Source organism: Paenibacillus sp. FSL H7-0323 (assembly GCF_038002725.1).
Taxonomy (GTDB): domain Bacteria; phylum Bacillota; class Bacilli; order Paenibacillales; family Paenibacillaceae; genus Paenibacillus_AQ; species Paenibacillus_AQ odorifer.
This window is the reverse complement of record NZ_JBBODB010000001.1, coordinates 1,227,773-1,246,508: the sequence shown is the minus strand read 5'-3', so window position 1 is coordinate 1,246,508 and position 18,736 is coordinate 1,227,773. Positions and strand designations below refer to the sequence as shown.

The 18,736-nt window shown below is 41.2% G+C and carries 14 protein-coding genes; 4 read left to right on the top strand and 10 right to left on the bottom strand.

Annotated elements, in window-relative coordinates:
• Window positions 1-63: 63 nt before the first annotated feature.
• Both MHH89_RS05930 and MHH89_RS05925 read left to right on the top strand, forming a co-directional pair.
• Window positions 64-750, top strand: coding sequence for an ABC transporter ATP-binding protein (locus MHH89_RS05930; protein WP_076125710.1), 687 nt, complete (start codon window positions 64-66; stop codon window positions 748-750).
• Entirely contained in the window at window positions 747-3,335 is a 2,589-nt protein-coding gene (locus MHH89_RS05925; RefSeq protein ID WP_341086562.1) for an ABC transporter permease, read from the top strand. The genes MHH89_RS05930 and MHH89_RS05925 overlap by 4 nt, the downstream gene beginning before the upstream one ends.
• A gap of 229 nt (window positions 3,336-3,564) precedes the next feature.
• On the opposite strand, the gene MHH89_RS05920 is transcribed toward MHH89_RS05925, so the two are convergent.
• The 8 genes from MHH89_RS05920 to MHH89_RS05885 all read right to left on the bottom strand — a co-directional run bounded on the left by MHH89_RS05920 (window position 3,565) and on the right by MHH89_RS05885 (window position 14,756).
• The gene (locus tag MHH89_RS05920) at window positions 3,565-6,354 is read right to left on the bottom strand and encodes a glycoside hydrolase family 3 C-terminal domain-containing protein (RefSeq protein WP_341086560.1); all 2,790 of its coding nucleotides are present in this window, start codon (window positions 6,352-6,354) and stop codon (window positions 3,565-3,567) included.
• A gap of 180 nt (window positions 6,355-6,534) precedes the next feature.
• Window positions 6,535-8,016 (bottom strand): Lsa family ABC-F type ribosomal protection protein, encoded by a 1,482-nt coding sequence (locus MHH89_RS05915; protein WP_341086558.1) that lies wholly within the window; start codon window positions 8,014-8,016, stop codon window positions 6,535-6,537.
• Window positions 8,017-8,317: 301 nt separating this feature from the next.
• Window positions 8,318-9,226 carry an NAD(P)/FAD-dependent oxidoreductase gene (locus MHH89_RS05910; RefSeq protein WP_341086557.1) on the bottom strand — a complete coding sequence of 303 codons (909 nt, stop codon included), beginning with the start codon at window positions 9,224-9,226 and terminating at the stop codon, window positions 8,318-8,320.
• 278 nt (window positions 9,227-9,504) lie between these two features.
• Window positions 9,505-10,017 (bottom strand): DinB family protein, encoded by a 513-nt coding sequence (locus MHH89_RS05905; protein WP_076125721.1) that lies wholly within the window; start codon window positions 10,015-10,017, stop codon window positions 9,505-9,507.
• Between the two features lie 413 nt (window positions 10,018-10,430).
• A complete protein-coding gene (locus tag MHH89_RS05900; RefSeq protein WP_076278438.1) occupies window positions 10,431-10,976 on the bottom strand; it encodes a CueP family metal-binding protein in 546 nt (181 codons plus the stop codon).
• Between the two features lie 214 nt (window positions 10,977-11,190).
• Window positions 11,191-12,057 (bottom strand): SDR family oxidoreductase, encoded by an 867-nt coding sequence (locus tag MHH89_RS05895; RefSeq protein ID WP_076303782.1) that lies wholly within the window; start codon window positions 12,055-12,057, stop codon window positions 11,191-11,193.
• A 195-nt stretch (window positions 12,058-12,252) separates the two neighbouring features.
• Entirely contained in the window at window positions 12,253-14,004 is a 1,752-nt protein-coding gene (locus MHH89_RS05890) for a sensor histidine kinase (RefSeq protein ID WP_076217552.1), read from the bottom strand.
• On the bottom strand, window positions 14,001-14,756 hold the full coding sequence (locus tag MHH89_RS05885) for a response regulator transcription factor (RefSeq protein WP_076217551.1): 756 nt from the start codon (window positions 14,754-14,756) through the stop codon (window positions 14,001-14,003). Before MHH89_RS05885 ends, MHH89_RS05890 begins: the two co-directional genes overlap by 4 nt.
• A 191-nt stretch (window positions 14,757-14,947) precedes the next feature.
• Between MHH89_RS05885 and MHH89_RS05880 the strand changes: the two genes are divergently transcribed.
• Together MHH89_RS05880 and MHH89_RS05875 are read left to right on the top strand one after the other, a co-directional pair.
• Entirely contained in the window at window positions 14,948-15,979 is a 1,032-nt protein-coding gene (locus tag MHH89_RS05880; protein ID WP_076303783.1) for a M23 family metallopeptidase, read from the top strand.
• 200 nt (window positions 15,980-16,179) lie between these two features.
• Window positions 16,180-17,055: a deoxyribonuclease IV gene (locus MHH89_RS05875; RefSeq protein ID WP_341086555.1), complete on the top strand. Its 876-nt coding sequence runs from the start codon at window positions 16,180-16,182 to the stop codon at window positions 17,053-17,055.
• A gap of 362 nt (window positions 17,056-17,417) precedes the next feature.
• Here the strand turns inward: MHH89_RS05875 and MHH89_RS05870 are convergent, their stop codons facing one another.
• Window positions 17,418-18,029 carry a pentapeptide repeat-containing protein gene (locus tag MHH89_RS05870; protein ID WP_312150615.1) on the bottom strand — a complete coding sequence of 204 codons (612 nt, stop codon included), beginning with the start codon at window positions 18,027-18,029 and terminating at the stop codon, window positions 17,418-17,420.
• 13 nt (window positions 18,030-18,042) lie between these two features.
• Window positions 18,043-18,378, bottom strand: coding sequence for a hypothetical protein (locus tag MHH89_RS05865; protein WP_076307777.1), 336 nt, complete (start codon window positions 18,376-18,378; stop codon window positions 18,043-18,045).
• Window positions 18,379-18,736 lie beyond the last annotated feature (358 nt).

The following is an 18,736-nucleotide window of genomic DNA, read 5'->3' as shown; positions in this document are numbered from 1 at the left end:
TCACAGAGATGTAAGTTGAAGGTTCTATTATATGGGTAACCCATCAGAAAGGAGACTCACATAATGGAGTTTTTAAAAATTGAAAATTTATGCAAAGTCTACGGTAAGGGAAATAATCAAGTTACTGCGCTTGACCATGTTTCACTTACAATTGAAAAGGGAGGATTCACCGCAATCATCGGTTCGTCCGGCTCGGGCAAATCTACATTGCTTCACAGCGTCGGGGGCGTAGACGTACCGACAAGCGGAAAGGTATATTTGAACGGGCAAGATGTATATAGCCAAAGCAATGAAAAACTCGCCATCTTCCGCAGACGGCAAGTTGGACTGATTTACCAATTTCACAACCTCATTCCCACTCTGAATGTAGTAGAAAACATCACCTTGCCTATCCTTATGGACAAGCGCAAGGTCAACGAGGAAAGGCTAAATGACCTGCTCGAAATGCTTGGGTTGCAAGATCGAAAAACGCATTTACCCAATCAGCTTTCAGGTGGTCAGCAACAGCGTGTTTCCATAGGACGCGCTTTGATGAATGCCCCGGCGGTCATGCTTGCCGACGAACCCACGGGCAGCTTAGATAGCCGAAATGGACATGAAATCATCAAGCTGCTCAAAGAAAGCAATAAAAAATATGGGCAGACCCTGATCCTCGTCACCCATGACGAAAATATTGCCCTGCAAGCAGACCGTATTATCGGTATAACAGACGGCAAAGTAACGCGGGATGAACAGGTGGTTCGGCCATGAATATTTTTAACAGAGTCACACTGCAAAGTATGAAAAAAAGCCGTTCCCGAACGATTGTCACGGTGATCGGAGTTGTTCTGTCCGCCGCCATGATTACGGCTGTCGCTACCTTTGGCACTTCCCTGTTAAATTATCTGGTAAACGGTTCTATTGCGAAATACGGCGGTTGGCACGTTGAGTTTTTGGATGTTGATTCCTCTTTCGTGCAAGAGAGAACCCATGACAGTAAAGTTGCAAACAGCGCAGCATTTGAAAATATCGGTTATGCAACGCTTGAAGGCGGGAAAAGCCCTGAAAAGCCCTATCTTTTCATCGCCGGATTCAGTGAGGAAGCCTTTGATACCTTACCCACAAGCCTGATTTCCGGCAGGCTTCCTGAAAATAGCAAGGAGATTCTCGTCCCGTCTCACGTTACTGCAAAGGGCGGTGTTAGATTTAAGTTGGGCGACACACTTTCACTTTCTGTTGGAAGCCGATTGAATGGAAACAAGAATCTCGGCCAACACGACCCTTATCAGACCGGGGGTGAATCGGGAGAGGACAAAGAAACCCTTGTTCCAAAATCAGAGAGAACCTACAAGGTTGTAGGTATCTGCGAAAGACCCAGTTTTGAGGAACATTCCGCACCGGGATACACCTTGATAACGAAAGCAGATCCTAAAGACCAAGCGGACAACTTCAGTATATTTGTCACACTGAAAAATCCGCACGGTGTAACGGCTTACGCAAGCAGTACAGTCGGAGCAGGAGCTTATGTCTTTAACGATGATGTACTGCGCTTCATGGGCGCTTCGGACAATAAACTGTTCAACACGCTTCTGTACTCAGTTGGCGGCATTTTGGTTGCCATAATAATGATAGGCTCGATTTTTCTGATTTATAACTCGTTCAACATCTCGCTGAACGAACGCACACGCCAGTTCGGGATTCTCGCATCAGTGGGTGCAACGGCAAGGCAACTGCGAAATTCTGTGCTATTTGAGGGACTTTGCATTGGTGCAGTCGGCATACCTATTGGCATTATGGTCGGCATAGGCAGTATCGGACTTGTAATTCCTATGGTTGCCGAGAATTTCGGGAAAACTTTCCACAGCACCGTGCCTTTAACCCTATCGTTGTCTGTCCCCGCAATTGTCGCAGCTACAGCAGTCAGTTTAGTTACCATTTTGATTTCAGCCTATATCCCGGCCAGAAAAGCTGCAAATACTCCCGTGATGGAGAATATTCGTCAGACCAACGAGGTCAAAACCGAATCGAAAGCGGTAAAAACATCAAAATTTGCACAGCGTATTTACGGTTTGGAGGGTACACTTGCGTTAAAAAACTTTAAAAGAAACAAAAAACGTTATCGCAGCATTGTGTTATCGCTCACTTTAAGCGTCGTGCTGTTTGTATCGGGAAGTGCTTTTGGAACAACTCTAAAACGACTTTCAGAACAGTTGATAATGGACATGGACTATGACATTCTTTTTACCACTCAGGTGACGGACGACAGCGAAATGATCCCGCTTTACAACAAACTTAAAACCTCTGACGGGGTTTATGAAAGCTCGTACCAAACCGTTTATGTGTATACATCCGTAATTAAGGCAAGCGATTTTTCAGACCGTTACCGGGAATACGCGGGGTATACTACGCCGGACGAAACGGTTCAACTACCCATGGACATCCAGTTTATTGAGGACAGCAAATATCTGAGTTTTATCAAAGAATTGGGTTTGTCTGCAGATGAATATACCGGGCAGGACGCGAAGATGATTGCCGTTGCCAAAAAGCGGATTGATAATAATGAAAGGCCAAGCGAAGTGTTTAATATGTTTGCAAATCACTCCATGACATTTAGTGTCGCCCCCCAAACAAATGACAAGCAAATGATGGAACAGGGGCAAAGCATAAACATTACGTTTGTCGATACGTACCCGGTGGATCCGCCTCCAAGGCAATCTTTAGAGCAGCGGCCATACGTTTTTATGGTGGTAGCTCCCTATTCATTTAAAGAGAACTTTAAAAGCCCGGATACCCATGCGGAAATGGGCCTGGCCTTTCTTTCAAATAATCCCTCGCAATCGGTGGCTGAAATGGAAGCGATCATTCAGGACACGGGAATGATGTCTGCTTATACCCTTTACAATGTCCATACAATAGTTGAACAATACCGCAGTTTAATATTTGTTATTGATGTGTTCACCTATGTTTTTGTTATTATGATTTCCCTGATTGCGGTTGCAAATGTATTCAATACTATTTCCACAAATATCAGACTGCGCAGGCGGGAACTTGCCATGCTCCGCTCGTTGGGGATGTCCGACCGCGATTTCAATAAGATGATGAGTTTTGAGTGTTTCTTTTATGGGATGAGGACGTTGCTGTTCGGAATTCCAATAGCGGGAATCATCTCGTGGCTGATTTATGAAGGGTTAGTGGCCGTAGAAAGGATAGATAACTTTAATTTTGTATTCCCGTGGGGCAGTATGGCAATTAGCGTGTTTGGCGTAATCTTTATCGTGTTTATTACAATGTTGTATGCCATTAGCAAGATAAAAAAAGAAAATATCATTGACGCGCTTCGGGATGATTTGGCTTGATTTTAATACCGATATTAAGATCAGGTTTTACTGCAAAATTGTGGACATACGGCTTTCTATGTATTCAAATTTAAACTTCACCAAAAAGTAAATCCTCCAATATAGATTATTTACAATTCAACAGTAATCGTTCGGCTGTGTGCCTAAACAATTATGTTTATCGTAAACATCCTTATTGGAGGATTTGCATTAGCGCAGGGTTTTTCCTTTAACTTATATTTAGAGCTACTTAGTCAACTTTATTAAATTCGATCCAGTCGATCTGTAAACCTGGTTTAATGAATTCCAGTTTCATTTCATAAAGACCTGCTTCGAGTTCTACTTTCACAAGCTTTTGTCTAATCCATTGACCTTCTGTCCCGTTGGTTTGAATGGTTGTCATCAATTGATCATTCAAATTAACATTGCATGCACTTTGAGCCAGCTCAGGCTCTGTTGACATGATATGCACGAGGATCCGATATTGTCCAGCTTGGCCAACTTCAAAGAAAGTCGATCCTTCAACGGCTGGCTTAACCTGTGGATTTTGAGATAAGGATTGTACTTGTTCTGCAGTAAGTGAAGGATTAGCCTTAAAGGACTCAACTGTTTCAACAATTTGTTGTTTTCTCGAGAATACTGGAGCATGTATGATGAACTCACAAATATTCATTGCAGAACGTTGCAGCTCTCCTCTAGTCAAAGATCCATTTTCCAAGGATTCAATGGTGTTGTCATTCCATCCATTAATTTCGGCGCCATAGTTAGCTACAACCATGTACAGGTCATTTTGTGCACGGACCATCCAATTTGTAAATTTCCGGTCTGCAGCTCCACCATTAACGACATCATTCATGATGGCCCACCAGTCTGTCATGACAATACCTTTGAAGCCCCATTCTCCGCGGAGAATTGTAGTGTTCAAATCGTAATTTGAAGCGGCCCAATGTCCATTAACAGGGTTATAGGAGGTCATAATTGAATTCGCTCCACCCTGCTTCACTGCAATTTCAAAACCTTTCAAATAAATCTCGCGAAGCGCACGTTCCGACACAACAGCGTCCACTTTACTGCGATGTTTCTCCTGATTATTGCAGGCAAAATGCTTCAGCGTGGCATTAGAGCCACCTTTCATAATCCCACGTGTACATGCAGCCGCAAACACCCCAGAGATCAAAGGATCTTCAGAAAAATACTCAAAGTTGCGGCCATTAAGCGGGCTGCGACGAATATTTAGACCTGGTCCAAGCAAGGTGTCTATGTTGTTTCGTACCAACTCTTGTCCTTCTAACACATACAGCTCTTCGACTAATTCGGCATTCCAAGTAGCTGCAAGAAGCGTTCCGATCGCAACCTGAGTCGCTTTTGCTCCACTATCCATACGAATTCCTGAAGGACCATCTGCCGTACATGCAACAGGGATTCCAAAGTTATATAGACTATCACTTACTCCTCCAAATGCAGAAGCTGTACCCGGTGTAACCAATGGGCTGCTCATACCTTCACCCCGTACAATGGCAGCCAAATCATCGTCACTAAGCTGGGCAATAAAAGCTTCCATACTAACTTTTTGTTCAAATACATCTCTTAATTTATGCCCTTGATTGCCTGTCTGGGAGATCGTTGTTGGTAGATTGCTCTCGATCCGTTCTGCTAACGAAATCTTGCGTGTTGGAACCTCTGCATAAACAAGTTCATATGAACCGTCTGATTTTTGAACGCCAGGTTGCATTCTTGTAAAGCTTTGCGTGGGTGCAAGAGCTTCTTGTAACTGTTCCACAACTTGAAGAGTTTCCACGACATAGCCGCTATTCCCTTCAACCTTGACTTCCTCCACTTTTTTAACACTCGTTCCCACAAATATGCGGTACGTGCCTTCTTCTAGCACATAAGCGGAAGCATGCCCTGACACACCAGCATCATCATAGGAAGCCATTGAATGAACAGGGAAACTCACGGTAAGACGTTGAGCTTCGCCTGGCTGAAGGACTTCTGTTTTTGCGAAGGCTGCCAAAGCTTTAGCAGGCTGTCCCAATTTTCCTTGTGGAGCTTCATAATAGACCTGAACAACCTCTTTTCCTGCAAAGGTAGTTCCTGTATTAGTTACGGTTACGCCGACTTCAACATTAAGTTCGCCAGCTTTGTAAATAAGTTTAGCTTCTTCTGGCTCGAGCTTAAACGTGGTATACGATATTCCATAACCAAATTCATATTGAACCTTTTCTGGGCAAAATGTCTCGAAATAACGATAACCAACATAGATATCTTCCTGATAAAGGTTTGTAAATTCATTACCGTAGTTGTGTGTTGACGGGTAATCGTTGATGGAATATGCGATCGTGTCTGTTAATTTTCCGCTTGGAGTTACTTCTCCAGCCAGCACGTCCGCAATTGCATTACCACCTTCCATTCCCCCCTGCCAAGAGTAGATGACAGACGAAATCGGATTTTTATAGCTTTCATCGTTCAGCCAGCTCATATCAATAATATTAGAGACGTTCAGTACAACAATCGTTTGCTCAAAATATGTAGTTACCTGCTTCAGCATCGCTTTTTCATCAGCTGTTAGTTGGTAGCTTCCTGAACCATCGACATTATCCTGATCTTCTCCTGCTGTACGTCCGATTACAATGATTGCTTTGTTCGATTTACTTCTAGCCTCAGCTACCAATTCGTCGGATAAAAGCATTTCCTTCTGGTTCCATGGCTCTGCAGCCCAAACGCCGCCACCATTATCAAATGGATTTTGCTCAATCCACTTCTCATATAATGCTGCCAAATCTTCGTTGACCGTAAGGTTCTTTTTACTGCGAAGACCGCCCAGCAGGTTGGTCGTATAAGTAACATGAACACTACCGCCCGAACCAGTACCACTGCGATAATAATTCACTTGAGTTCTGCCAAAAACAGCAACATTATCACTTTCACCAAGCGGAAGCACCTGATGATCATTCTTCAACAGTACCGCACCTTCTGCTGCTACCGTCCGGCTAAATTCTGCAAAACCTTCTAATGGAATTCCCACACTCTGTGTACTCAACTTGTTTCCTCCTGTTGTTCAATTCTATAGGTTGTTTCTTTAGGCATCAATTACATATCATAAAGTTTAACTATACCATTATAGTACATTGGATAACTGTAATATATATAATAATTATCTTTATTAATATAATAATATTGGTCTGTTAGAGTTGGAAATTTTCAATCGATGTTAAAAATATCAGCTAAGTTCAATGATCTTCGTGGCAACATTATGGCAAAATTCGCGATCATGCTCCACAAAAACGAGTGTTGGTGTATATTCAAGCAATAGCTCCTCAATTTGCATACGTGAAATAACATCAATAAAATTAAGCGGTTCATCCCAAATATACAAATGAGCTTTTTCACTAAGACTTTTGGCGATCAGGACTTTTTTCTTTTGGCCGCCACTGTAAGTGGATATATCCTTATCAAATTGAATTCTGGAGAAATCAAGCTTTCGCAGAATAGATTTAAAAAGACTTTCATCTATCCCATTCTCTCTAGCATAATCTGTTAAATCGCCCCGTAGATCTGAAGTGTCTTGTGATACGTAGGAAATGATAAGCTGGCTATCCTTAGTGAAGGTGCCGGTATAATCTATATCCTCACCGCAGATCAATTTGATGACACTTGATTTTCCGGAACCATTTTTACCCGAGAGTGCAATTCTCTCCCCCTGCTCAATGGTAATGCTTACTTCTGAACATACCCTTTTCTCTCCGTAAAAAACCGAAACATTGTCCAGCTCCGCAAGATGACGTTTATGATAAGCAAGCTGCGTAATCTCTAAGTTCTCAGAATTTTCGATGTTTTTAAGAAGCTTAGACTTTTCGTTGATGGCAGATTGCTGTCTCTGCTCGATGGCTTTAGAGCGTTTCATCATTTTAGCGGCCTTGTGTCCAACATAACCTTTATCTAACTTAGATCCAGAATTTCTAGTTCCATTTTTAGTTTTTTCCACCTCATGTGACCAGTTACCTGTTCGTTTAGATGAGGCTGACAAGCGTTTGATATCTCTTCTAAGTTTTTCGTCTTCCGCTATCTCAAAGTTATCTTGTCTGACTTTATTCTCCCACCAGCTAGAAAAATTGCCCTTTTGAATCTCTATATTGGTTTTGTTAATTGACAAGATGTGGTCCACACAATTATCAAGAAAGGATCTGTCGTGAGAGACCAGAATATATCCACTTTTCGTATTGAGGTAATCACTGACAAGCTTTCTTGCCGTCATATCCAAATGATTTGTAGGTTCATCAATCAACAGGAAGCTATTTTCCTTAATGAATAATGTGGCTAACAGCACTTTCGTTTGCTCTCCGTTAGACAATGAATCAAAGGGACGATATAACACATCCTCAGAAACCTTTAGCAAAGAAAGCTCACGCATTAACTTCCAATGAATATAATCCGGAAAAATCTCGCTGATCACATCTATGGTGTTAAGCTCCTTGTTATTCACCTGAAAGGGGAAATATTCAAAGCTGACATGAGCAGAAATATTACCGCTGTATTCATGCTTTCCAAGCAATAAGCTAAGAAATGTAGTCTTTCCTCGACCATTTCTCCCTGTAAAACCTAATTTCCAATCGGTATCGATTTGAAAGTTTACGTTCTCAAATATGTTATCGTAGCTGCCTTCATAGGCAAAGGTTAGATTTGTGACATTTATTAATGACATAAAATAATCCTCCTGTATTTTAACAAAATAAAAGCCACAAGAAAGTTACTTTCTTGTGACTCAAATAAATACAGCAAATCCAGCCCCAAATGGAGTTAGATATGGATATATTTTCGAGTGAAAAGAAGTAGTAACTTTCTTGCATACAAAGAATAAAACAAACGAAATAAACCATTGTTGTTGTTTTATTCATCATGGGACGCAAGAATAATTACTACACTATACTTTTCAACTCCGATCATTAATTTGTAATTATGTTATCATGCATACTTATTATTTTCAACTTCCTACCCATAATTCGTTAAAAAAGTTCAAATTCTTCTTCTGTAAGATCCATATTTACACTCATAGCTGTCCGACTCCCGTCAGCCGCGGCAAACACTAACTGAGAAGGCATAAAATAAGAAACATCTCCAGCCGAATATAATCCTGGAATCGAGGTTCTCCCCGACCCATCCGTGCTAAACCCACCAGAATCATTCCGCTCTACAGTCAAATGATCTACCATTGATGCCGTTTGGATCAAATTCGGAGAAATAAACCCTCCCGTTCTTAAGATCTCAGTACCATCTGCAAAACGAACCGCCTGAAGTTGCCCGTCATGACCCATAAAAGAGGAAACTGTTTGTTCATTGACTACAACTCCCTTAGCCTCAAGACTTTTTTTCTGTTCATCTGAAAGGAATGTCTTGCCGTTCGTGCAGATAACCAAATCTTTACTCCAATTGAGCAGCATTTTAGCCATATGAAAAACATGTGGATTTTCGCAAACAACGACAAGGGGTTGATCTCGTAGTTCCCAGCCGTCACAATACGGGCAATTAAACAGACTTTTTCCGTATAATGGTCGTAAGCCCTCTATCTCAGGAAGGACCTCTTTTAACCCGGTCGCCAAAATCAATCTGCGAGCTTCAATGTGACGACCAAACGAATCATGTACCGCAAATCCAGAATCAATTTTGTTAATCGAAATAATCTCAGTCTGGATATGCTTAACAGATGGATAACGTAGTACCTCTTCATACGCAATGCGACGAAACTCGGCTGGTGTAACCCCGTCTCTTGTAATAAAACCATGTGATGCATGGGTAACAGCATTCCTTGGCTGATTATTATCAATTAAAGCTACTTTTCTTCTTGCCCTACCAAGAACAAGGGCTGCGTTCAAGCCTGCGGGTCCACCACCAACAATAATGCAATCGTAAATCATATGAATCATCTCCTATATGCAGATATTAAAGACTCTTTTTGTCTGTTATTAAACCAAAAAATATTTGCCACATCATAGACTTAATGAATCTATAATATCTCCAAATTAGCTAAAGTGTCAACCCAAACTTTCCGATCCTCCGTGAGTTTTATTTAGTGTAATACTAGAAAAAAGTAAATAAGCCCATTACCGTATGTTTGGAGGTAACTTAATACTCCAATATATCAGGTAAGAGCTATATGTTGAACTTACTTGGCAGTGCAGGGCTTCCTCACTTATCAACCTTCACCGTTTGCTAATTCTAAATCATCAGCCGAGGGTCCGTAAAGACCAGGTACCGGCACGTCAAGCAGCCGCAGATAAACTCCAAGCTGCGCCCGGTGGTGAACCATATGATTCAATCCGATGGTACGAAGCGCAGCTGCCCGTGTCTGACGACGGATGATCTGCTCCCCGTTCCGCAAGGTCCACTCCGCGCCGAGCATCTCCACATTGCTTGCAGTAATTAATTCCTCAATCTCACGAGCTTTCAGGTCGAACTCTTGTAGAACCGCGTCGGGACTCTCCAGTGCTTCTCGTCGATATGCCACAGATGCCAAATCAAACTCCGAGTAAAGTAGAATTGCAGATTGCCAGCTCAGAAGGTTAACGAGGTGTGTGGCCAGCCCACCCAGGCTCATTGACTTAGAGTGTGGTTTCCATGTCATATTCTCTTGAGGCAGCTTCTCCAGTATCCGACGTGTACCAGCCAGCTCTTGCAAAACATCCCCAATGATCAGCTCTTTAACCATTCATCTCTCTCCTCTCTTCTGTAAAGCAATTTCTTTTGATCATTCGTGTGATACTTTTGATTTCTTTTCCCAAACACTTTCTAACTCTCCGCTAGATCGGACCGAGGTGCACTTATTTCGTAGATTTATAGCATTTCACCAGGTTATCGGACCCAGATGCAGTTATTTCCCTAAATACACTCCAATTCTGTGCCATTACAAGCCAATAAGAGCTATGCAGTCCGATAAGCTTGAAAAATGCAGCGAAAATCTAAAATAGCTGCAATGGAGTCCGATACGATGGACATTTGGCGAAAGTCCAATACAGAATACATCAGAAGAAAGATCAAATTGGATTATGAATAACGAATTCGACATCGCTTAAGAAACATCCTTCTGAGCATTCGCTTTCCAAGTCTTCTCCCTGCAACTTTTTAGATACTTTCTGCCAATTGCATAGTTGTAACACATGTATTATCACTCTTAAAAGTGGAAAGCTCAGATTTTGCTGTTTTTCCGTCCTGCTCAATGGTTACGTTATATTGTTTGTCCCGGGGCAACCAAAGATCAATAAATCCGTTAGATAGCGATTTCATTTCTTGATCCACAATCACATTGCCTTCGCTGTCTTCGATATATACTTTAAACTCATCATCCGTTAATTCACCTTGGCAGCCAGTCAAGCTATGTGTTGCGCAAGGATGCGTATTCTCCACATATGGAGCTATAGAAACAAAAAACTCATCTTTAGGCAAGTCGTAAGTTTTCTCTTTATTGTTACTATCGGTTACAATAAGTTGCTCAGAAGTGATAGACGCGGACAGGTTTTCCAGACTGCTTGAACTATATTCTTGCACTAATTGCTTAATGTCGGTTGTATCTTGTGCTGAAGGCGTATCCTTATCGATACCTCCCAATAACAAATACGCACCTAATGCAACAACCGCCGCTCCCGATACCACCAAGATATTTCTTTTCATTTGTAATCATCTCCTTCGCTTATTCGCCAGATTATGTACTCACTCAAAGTATCTTCCATTTCTTTTAGTATAACTAGTTAGACTAAACTAACACAATTATGAACAAGGCAAAATAGTGAAAAGTTATGTATTTGATTCATCCTCTATCAACACAGAAAAAAAGGCCTCCTCACTGGTTTTTCAACCTCGAGGAAGCCTTTTATCTTTTATATTATTATGCTTGTAAATTACCGACCATAACACGAATGACATCCGCAAGAGGAGTAGCTGAACGTTTCAGCAGTTTCTCTAAATCGCTACTTTCAATATTAAGCCAACCTTCACGAATCCCACGTTGTATAGCTACAACTATTGGAAGCGCAGCTTCTGGGACACCCACCTCCGACATGGTCTTGGCATAAGCCTCGTCGTCAACCTGGATTACTTTGATTTCTTTACCGATTACACTGCCTATGATCTCAGTCAATTCCTCTTGTGTTAAAGGGTTGCCAGACAATTCATACACTGTGTTCTCATGTCCGTCACCTGTCAGAACATTTGCTGCAGCTTCTGCATAATCTCCGCGTGTAGCCCAGCCAACTTTACCATTCCCTGCTGAAGTCACCCATGGGGCACCTGCTAGAGCACCTTGAATGGAGCCGATCTCATTCTCCAAATACCAGTTATTACGGAGGAAGCTGTAAGGAATGCCTGTTGCGCGAATAGCTTCTTCGGTGATGCGGTGAACTTCAGCAAGAAATAGTTCACTCTTGTCTGCTTGTCCTACACTTGTGTAGGCAATGAAGCCGACGCCTGCTTTTTCCGCAGCAGCAACAGCTGCTTTATGTTGACGAATCCGGGTTTCATTATCACCATCTGCAGATACAATTAATAATCGATCCACACTGGCAAATGCTGATTCCAGCGTCTCAGGTTGATCAAAATCACCATGACGGACTTCCACTCCACGTGCCTGAAGATCACTTGCTTTTTCTGGGTTCCGCACACTAACTACAAGATCACCTGCAGGTACAGTTTTAAGTAAAGCTTCTATCACCAATGATCCGAATTGACCTGTTGCTCCTGTTATTGCTATTTTCATTTTTACTTCCTCCTCAAATTAGGATGATAAATTTATTTTAACCACTACCTGTAACTATTGTAGTTACAATCAGTTTGGATGTCAACTTATTTATGATCCCAACTCTGGCTGGATAATAAACAGGAGAATTAAAAAATTATATTCAGAACAAAAAAACCACCGTCATTTCCGTTAGGAAAAACGCTGGTTCTATGATTAGCTCCAACTCAACTTAATAATGGTCCCTTGTCCAGGGCTACTCTCAACAGCAATTCTGCCCTCCATACATTCGATTAATCCCTTGGAGATCGCCATGCCAAGGCCGGATCCGTTGGAGCTAGATACCGTGTCCGTTCCTCGATAATAACGTTCAAATAATCGGTTAAGTGTGACTTCATCCATTCCATCGCCATCATCGGAGAATTGAATAGTAAATCCACTGTCCAAATCATTCATAGTAAGCGAAACCGTTAAAATCGTATCCGAGGGGTTATGAAGTAAAGCATTCGCAGTCAAATTGTTCACAACCCGCTCTAGCCATGGAGTATACAATCGGGCCCTTACTTCGTTTGGTGCCGGCACAAATATAATTCGCTGCTTCCCGTATTCGGGATTTGCAGCAGCTTGATCAAGGGTTTGATGTAACCAAGAGTTCAATTCCACTTCCATCAGCTCTGGTGGCTTGATCCCTGTTTTTAGCCGATAGGTCATGGCAAGATCACTGATCAGCATGTCCATATGGGCTGATTTATCCAGCATCGTCCTTGTAAACTTGCGAACTTCCTCTTTCGACCAATCATACGAAGGCTCCGCCAGTAAATGAGCATAACCAGTTATAGAAGATAAAGGAGTTTTTAAATCATGTGTAACACCTGCGATCCATTCTTCCCTCAAATTCTCTGTTTGTTGCCGCAACGCCTGATCTCTCTGCAAATTAGCAGATAATTTCTCTATGGAGACCATTACATCAGAAAAAACCCGGTATCTCCGCCTCCATTTACCTACGTGTGTTCGACTACGACGATTTCCTTTACGGTCCAAAGGCTCTGTATATATGGCATTTCCAATAGAATCGAGCCATACAAGCATATGCAGCATTGGCGCTCCAAACCTATGAGCTTGCCATAAAGATAGCAATATAAATGCAAGCAATAAAGCCGCGAGCATTGCTAATGAGCCTTTAATGACAATTTTAACCTCTTCAGGTACCCATACCTTTTGTCCTGTATCTGCACCCTTTACGTTCGGTTGTCCAACGATCCATGTTTGGCCCGTTTGTTTATCAAAAGAAGATCGGACATGATAGCCGTAACGTTCACTGTAGAGAGTGCGTAGTGCTAGCTCTGGCACTGAGTACTTGGTGGGAATCATCTTTGGCCTATTATAGGAGAGCAGCTCCGTACCCGATGAATCGATGAGTTGAACAAAAGCCTGTGATGATTTAATTTCTCTTTCAATCGAATCAGGCAGAACCAGATCTCCATCTACTGCATCAAATGTACCATCGCTCATTTTTTTTAACAGAGGATCTAGTATATTTGGCGCGCCATAAAGAAGTGTGAATTGTCTCCCATTTTTCTCTTGAATCCATACAGCCAGAGTATACGGAAAAGGCTGAGTCCCTGTCCAATAGGCGACTACTTCACCCGGTCCATATTGAATTGGGACATCTTTTGGAGTGTTGTAGGCACTTTCAACTTTTCCATTTTCATCGATATTTTGCAGCCAGCCCTTATTCTTCTTCACTTGCTCCAGCAAGCTCGGGGAAAATTGAATGCCCTTCTCATCGATTTTGGAGGATTCAACCAGTTGCTCTAAGCCAACATTAGCAAAATCACGCGTAATACTGATATCGAGAAAACGCAACAGCATCCAAGTAAACGTTACTGCTGCAATAGCGAGAACAACCATTCCCGTAATTGCTAGCTGTAGAACGAACCTTAACGTTAACCGACGTTTGATATTCATGGCATGGACAACTCCTGGCGGTCTACCTTCACCAGCTTATAACCAAGACCCCTAACGTTAACAATAAATTTTGGATCGGACGGGTCTGCTTCGATACGTTCTCTAATTCGATGAATATGAACCATGACCGTATTATCATCGCTCAGTGCTTCATCGCCCCATACTTTCTCATATAACTCACTTTTGCTGAAAATCTGATTAGGATGTTTGCATAAGAAGACCAGCAGTTGAAATACAAGTGCCGGACAAGCAACAGACTGACCCTCTACCAGGAGTTCTCCCGCTGTCTCATCTAGCTTAAACCTTCCGTAATCATATACATTTGCAGATTTATTGGGGACTATTTCTACACTCTTGCCAGTAGCCTGTTGGTTAGCAGAAGCAAAATATCTCCGCAGTTGTGCTCTTATACGAGCCACCACTTCAAGCGGGTTAAAGGGCTTGGTAATATAATCATCTCCGCCTATAGCAAATCCCGTTAATTTATCGAAATCAGACGTTCGAGCAGTCAGAAAAAGAATAGGGGCATCCGTCGTCTGACGGATAAAAGGGCAGATTTCGATACCACTTCGTCCGGGCAGCATTACATCCAGCACAATTAAATCATATTTTTTGGATTCACAGGCACTTACTGCTTCCTCACCTGTTTGCACTGTATCTATATTGGCGTAGCCTTCCTTACGCAGCACTGTCTCCATAATGTCTAAAAGCGATACCTCATCATCAACCAATAAAATTGAAGCCTCATTCATATAAATTTTCCCTTTCACAATAGACGTTTTTAACATCATAGCATGATTTTTTTGGCTAGCAATCTTACTAATCTTAACGGAAGCTTAATTCGTATTCATTAAATAGCTAGTAAATTATGTAAGTGTTAATATAGAATTTCAGAAGAGCTAAGGATAGACTGCTACAATCGTAATACTGGGAGGCGATATATATGAACAAAAAACCTAAAAAAATCATTCATAAAGTTATTTTGAATACAAGAACTGCATTGGCTGTAGGGTCATTGTCTTTATTAATGGCTGCCTGTGGAGGAGAGAATGCAGATGTGCCGACTACTGAAAAGGCGGAGCAGACAACAAGCCCGGCCACAGCTGCCATTCTGAGCGGATTTGCTCCAGATGAACTATCAAAGATTCTACTGGACGGGAAGTACAAGGAGTTGTATGCCCGCTTTAATCAGCCTTTAAAAGATGAAATAAGTGAAGCAGAATTAACAGAGACAGGAAAAGAATTCACTAAGGGTATCCATACATTGGAAAAGGCATCGACCATGCAGCTTAATGGATTTGATCGACGCACATGGGTTAGTGATGCTGGCAATAAGGGGCTTGTCGGGATGTTTGATCCGGATGGGACGATTACATTAATTCAAGTTCAAGAGCTTACTCCTTCTCCTGAAACCGACAATGTACTAAGCAAACATGAATACGCACTGCCGTTTGAGGGAGATTGGTATGTATTTTGGGGTGGTGAAAATGTGCTTGTGAATTATCATTATGAGTTAGAAATCCAGCGGTACGCTTACGATTTTATACAAACCAAAGATAACTATTCCTATACAGGAGATCCACTAAAAAATGAAAGCTATTATGCCTTTGGCAAAAACATTCTCGCTCCAGCGGACGGCACCGTTGTATCGGTCGTGAATGACATTAAAGACAATGAGCCAGTTGGGGTCATGAATCCGAATCAAGCTACCGGAAATATCGTTGTCATTGATCATGGCGGGGAATATAGTCATTTGGCGCATCTCAAACAAGGGTCAGTTACTGTAAAACCGGGGGATAAAGTCGAAAAAGGTGAAGTTATTGGCTTAATAGGTAATTCTGGTAATACGAGCGAGGCCCATCTACACTTCCAAATCTCAGATGGAGCTGATCTATTCACTTCCCGGGCAATCAGAGTTAAATGGGAGAAAAATTTAAAACCAATTCAAGGTGAGACTATTTCCGCCGCTAATTAGCGCTAAATTCCGGGTCGCTAAGGTTGTCTCTCATAAATAATAAATCAGATGAGACAACCTTGATCTTCCCTAAAAAACATCCTACTTTCTTGTAATACCAATACATATAATCCGGGTAATTCACAAATAATAATAGACATATAGGATATATAGTGACTAAATATGGCTCTCTTTTCAGAGGAAAGGAAGTGTCAACCCCGATGTCTTTACTCCTAGGCTCTCATGTGTCTATGACCGGAACAAAAATGCTCCTTCGAGCTAGTGAAGAGGCAGCCTCTTATGGAGCGACCACCTTCCTTTTTTATACCGGAGCCCCACAAAATACACGCCGCAAACCCATTGAAGCTTTGAATATTGAAGCAGGACATGCTCATATGAGAGATAACGGTATTTCTAATATTATTGTACACGCTCCATTTATTGTTAACTTAGGAAATACACTTTCGACACAGGTCTTTGAGCATAGTATAGAGTTTCTTCAATCAGAAATCATAAGAACAGAAGCTTTGGGTTCAACCCAAATCGTCCTACATCCTGGCTCCCATGTTGGTGCTGGCTCTCAAGCTGGAATCTCTCGGATCGTGGAAGGCTTAAACGAAGTGCTAACAGATAAACGAAATGTTCAGGTTTCATTAGAAACTATGGCTGGAAAAGGTAGTGAATGTGGAGTCTCTTTTGAAGAACTTGCAGCTATTATTGATGGAGTGACCCATAATGAGCGCCTATCAATTTGTTTGGATACTTGCCATATCCATGATGCCGGTTATAACGTAAAAGAAGATTTTGATGGCATATTGGATAAATTTGATCGATTGATCGGAATAGAGCGACTAAAGGTAATTCACGTCAATGATTCAAAGAATATTATGGGCTCACATAAAGACAGGCACGAAAATATAGGACACGGATATATCGGCCTTCAGGCGCTTCGATATGTGGTCCACCATCCTCAACTATCAACCATTCCCAAACTCCTAGAGACTCCCTCCATCGGTGAAAAGAAATATGTAAACGCACCCTATAAGCATGAGATTTCCTTGTTAAGGGGAGAAACAGATGAGCTGGTAAGAAAATAAAAACCGCCAGCTACGCGGTTTAACCTTAATCGACCTATTCGACTTGAGGCTTCCCATTAGTTAGGGTATAAATTGGTTTAACTTCGGATGAAACACTCTATTTTTGCAATTTTTCTTCGTAATAAGAATGATCAAGTAAACTAACTCTAATCTTTTATTCTGTTTTCAAGATGTGATAAACATTCTAAACTTTTTTATTATCCCAGCTTTTTTGGTTCCTATAATTGACAAAAACTCATTTCTACTTATGGTACAAGCGGGAACGAGCTTTAAAAGTTTATCAAGTGTTTGAATGGTTAAGTTTTTGCTTTGTTGGTTGTATTATTCCGTAAAAATTAACTTATCTAACATTGTTTTGAAATTTACTCATAACTCAAAATGTTATCGTTTAACCATTTTTTAGCTTCTTCACCTACTAGAATATTCGGTTGTTCAGGAGACCCAATATTGATGCTTTTAATAAAAGCCTCTTTAAGCCCCCGAACTCCAGTTAATATAGCTCCTTTTAGCAATGCTCCTTCAAACGTAGCTAACCGTACATCCGCATTAAATAATATTGCATTCCGAAAATCCGTTTCATCAAAAAGTCCAGCAACTAAATTAGCATCTGATAAATCAGCTTTAATAAACACTGTCTCAATACATTCACAATCAGCAAATCTAGCTCCTTTAACCTTAGCATTTGTAAAGTCCGCATATGAGACATTAGATTTACAAAAGTCTGCCCCCTCTAAACTTGTAGATATAAAAGTTGATGAACTAAGTAAAGATAAAGAGAAATCTTTACGATTTAAGTTCATACCATCAAAATTACAAGCAGTAATATTTGCTTGGTCTAATGGATAATGTGATAATTCCACATTACGCAAATCAATTTCGTCTATACCTAGTTTCTCACCTTGTTCTCCAATAGTTTCAATCCAAATACGATGTGATTCTAATCGAATCATAATATCTTTGTTTTCAGTTGTCATACCTAACCTCCAGCTATGGATACCAAATAATCCTATCTGATATTCCAGATTTCTCTATTGCTTCTTTTAACTGCTCGACATGTTCAAGAATCATGTCTCTTTTATCCACAATTATATTGTAGTTTTTATCCAGTTCTTTATTAATCGCTTTCATCGCATTATTTACTGTAAATGCACCTTTTTTAGGTGATGTATGACCATTTGGGTAAGATAGGAAACTTTTAACGTTCCATTTAATGTTATTTGTTGTATCAATAAATTCCGCTCCACCATTTCCTTGTGGGTCACGTACTATTTTCCCTAGTTTACCTTGTTGTTCCAAATCTATTCCTGTCTCTCTTTCTTTCAAACCTTGATCCCTAATCTTACCACGCGGCAAGTAGCCAGATTGTTGCGAACAATTTGCAGATAAGTTCTGACAATATTAATAGTCGGGCTAACTGTTCCAAATGATGCTTTGCCTTTTTTTCTCTCTATCGGGGCGGCGTATTCTACAGTTGCGAGTAAATTTGAAAAAACCGAAAGAAAACGAAGACAACAAAAAAACAAGCCAATCATGGTAGTATCTGACCATAATCGACCTGTCCAATGTAACGGAATAGCGTTGTTTAGGTTATAAAATTAAAGCATTTGATGTGCGTACAACCGAAATCGAGAAATCATTATACGGGTATTACTTGGGTGAGATGTGTTCTTGCGTGAATGAT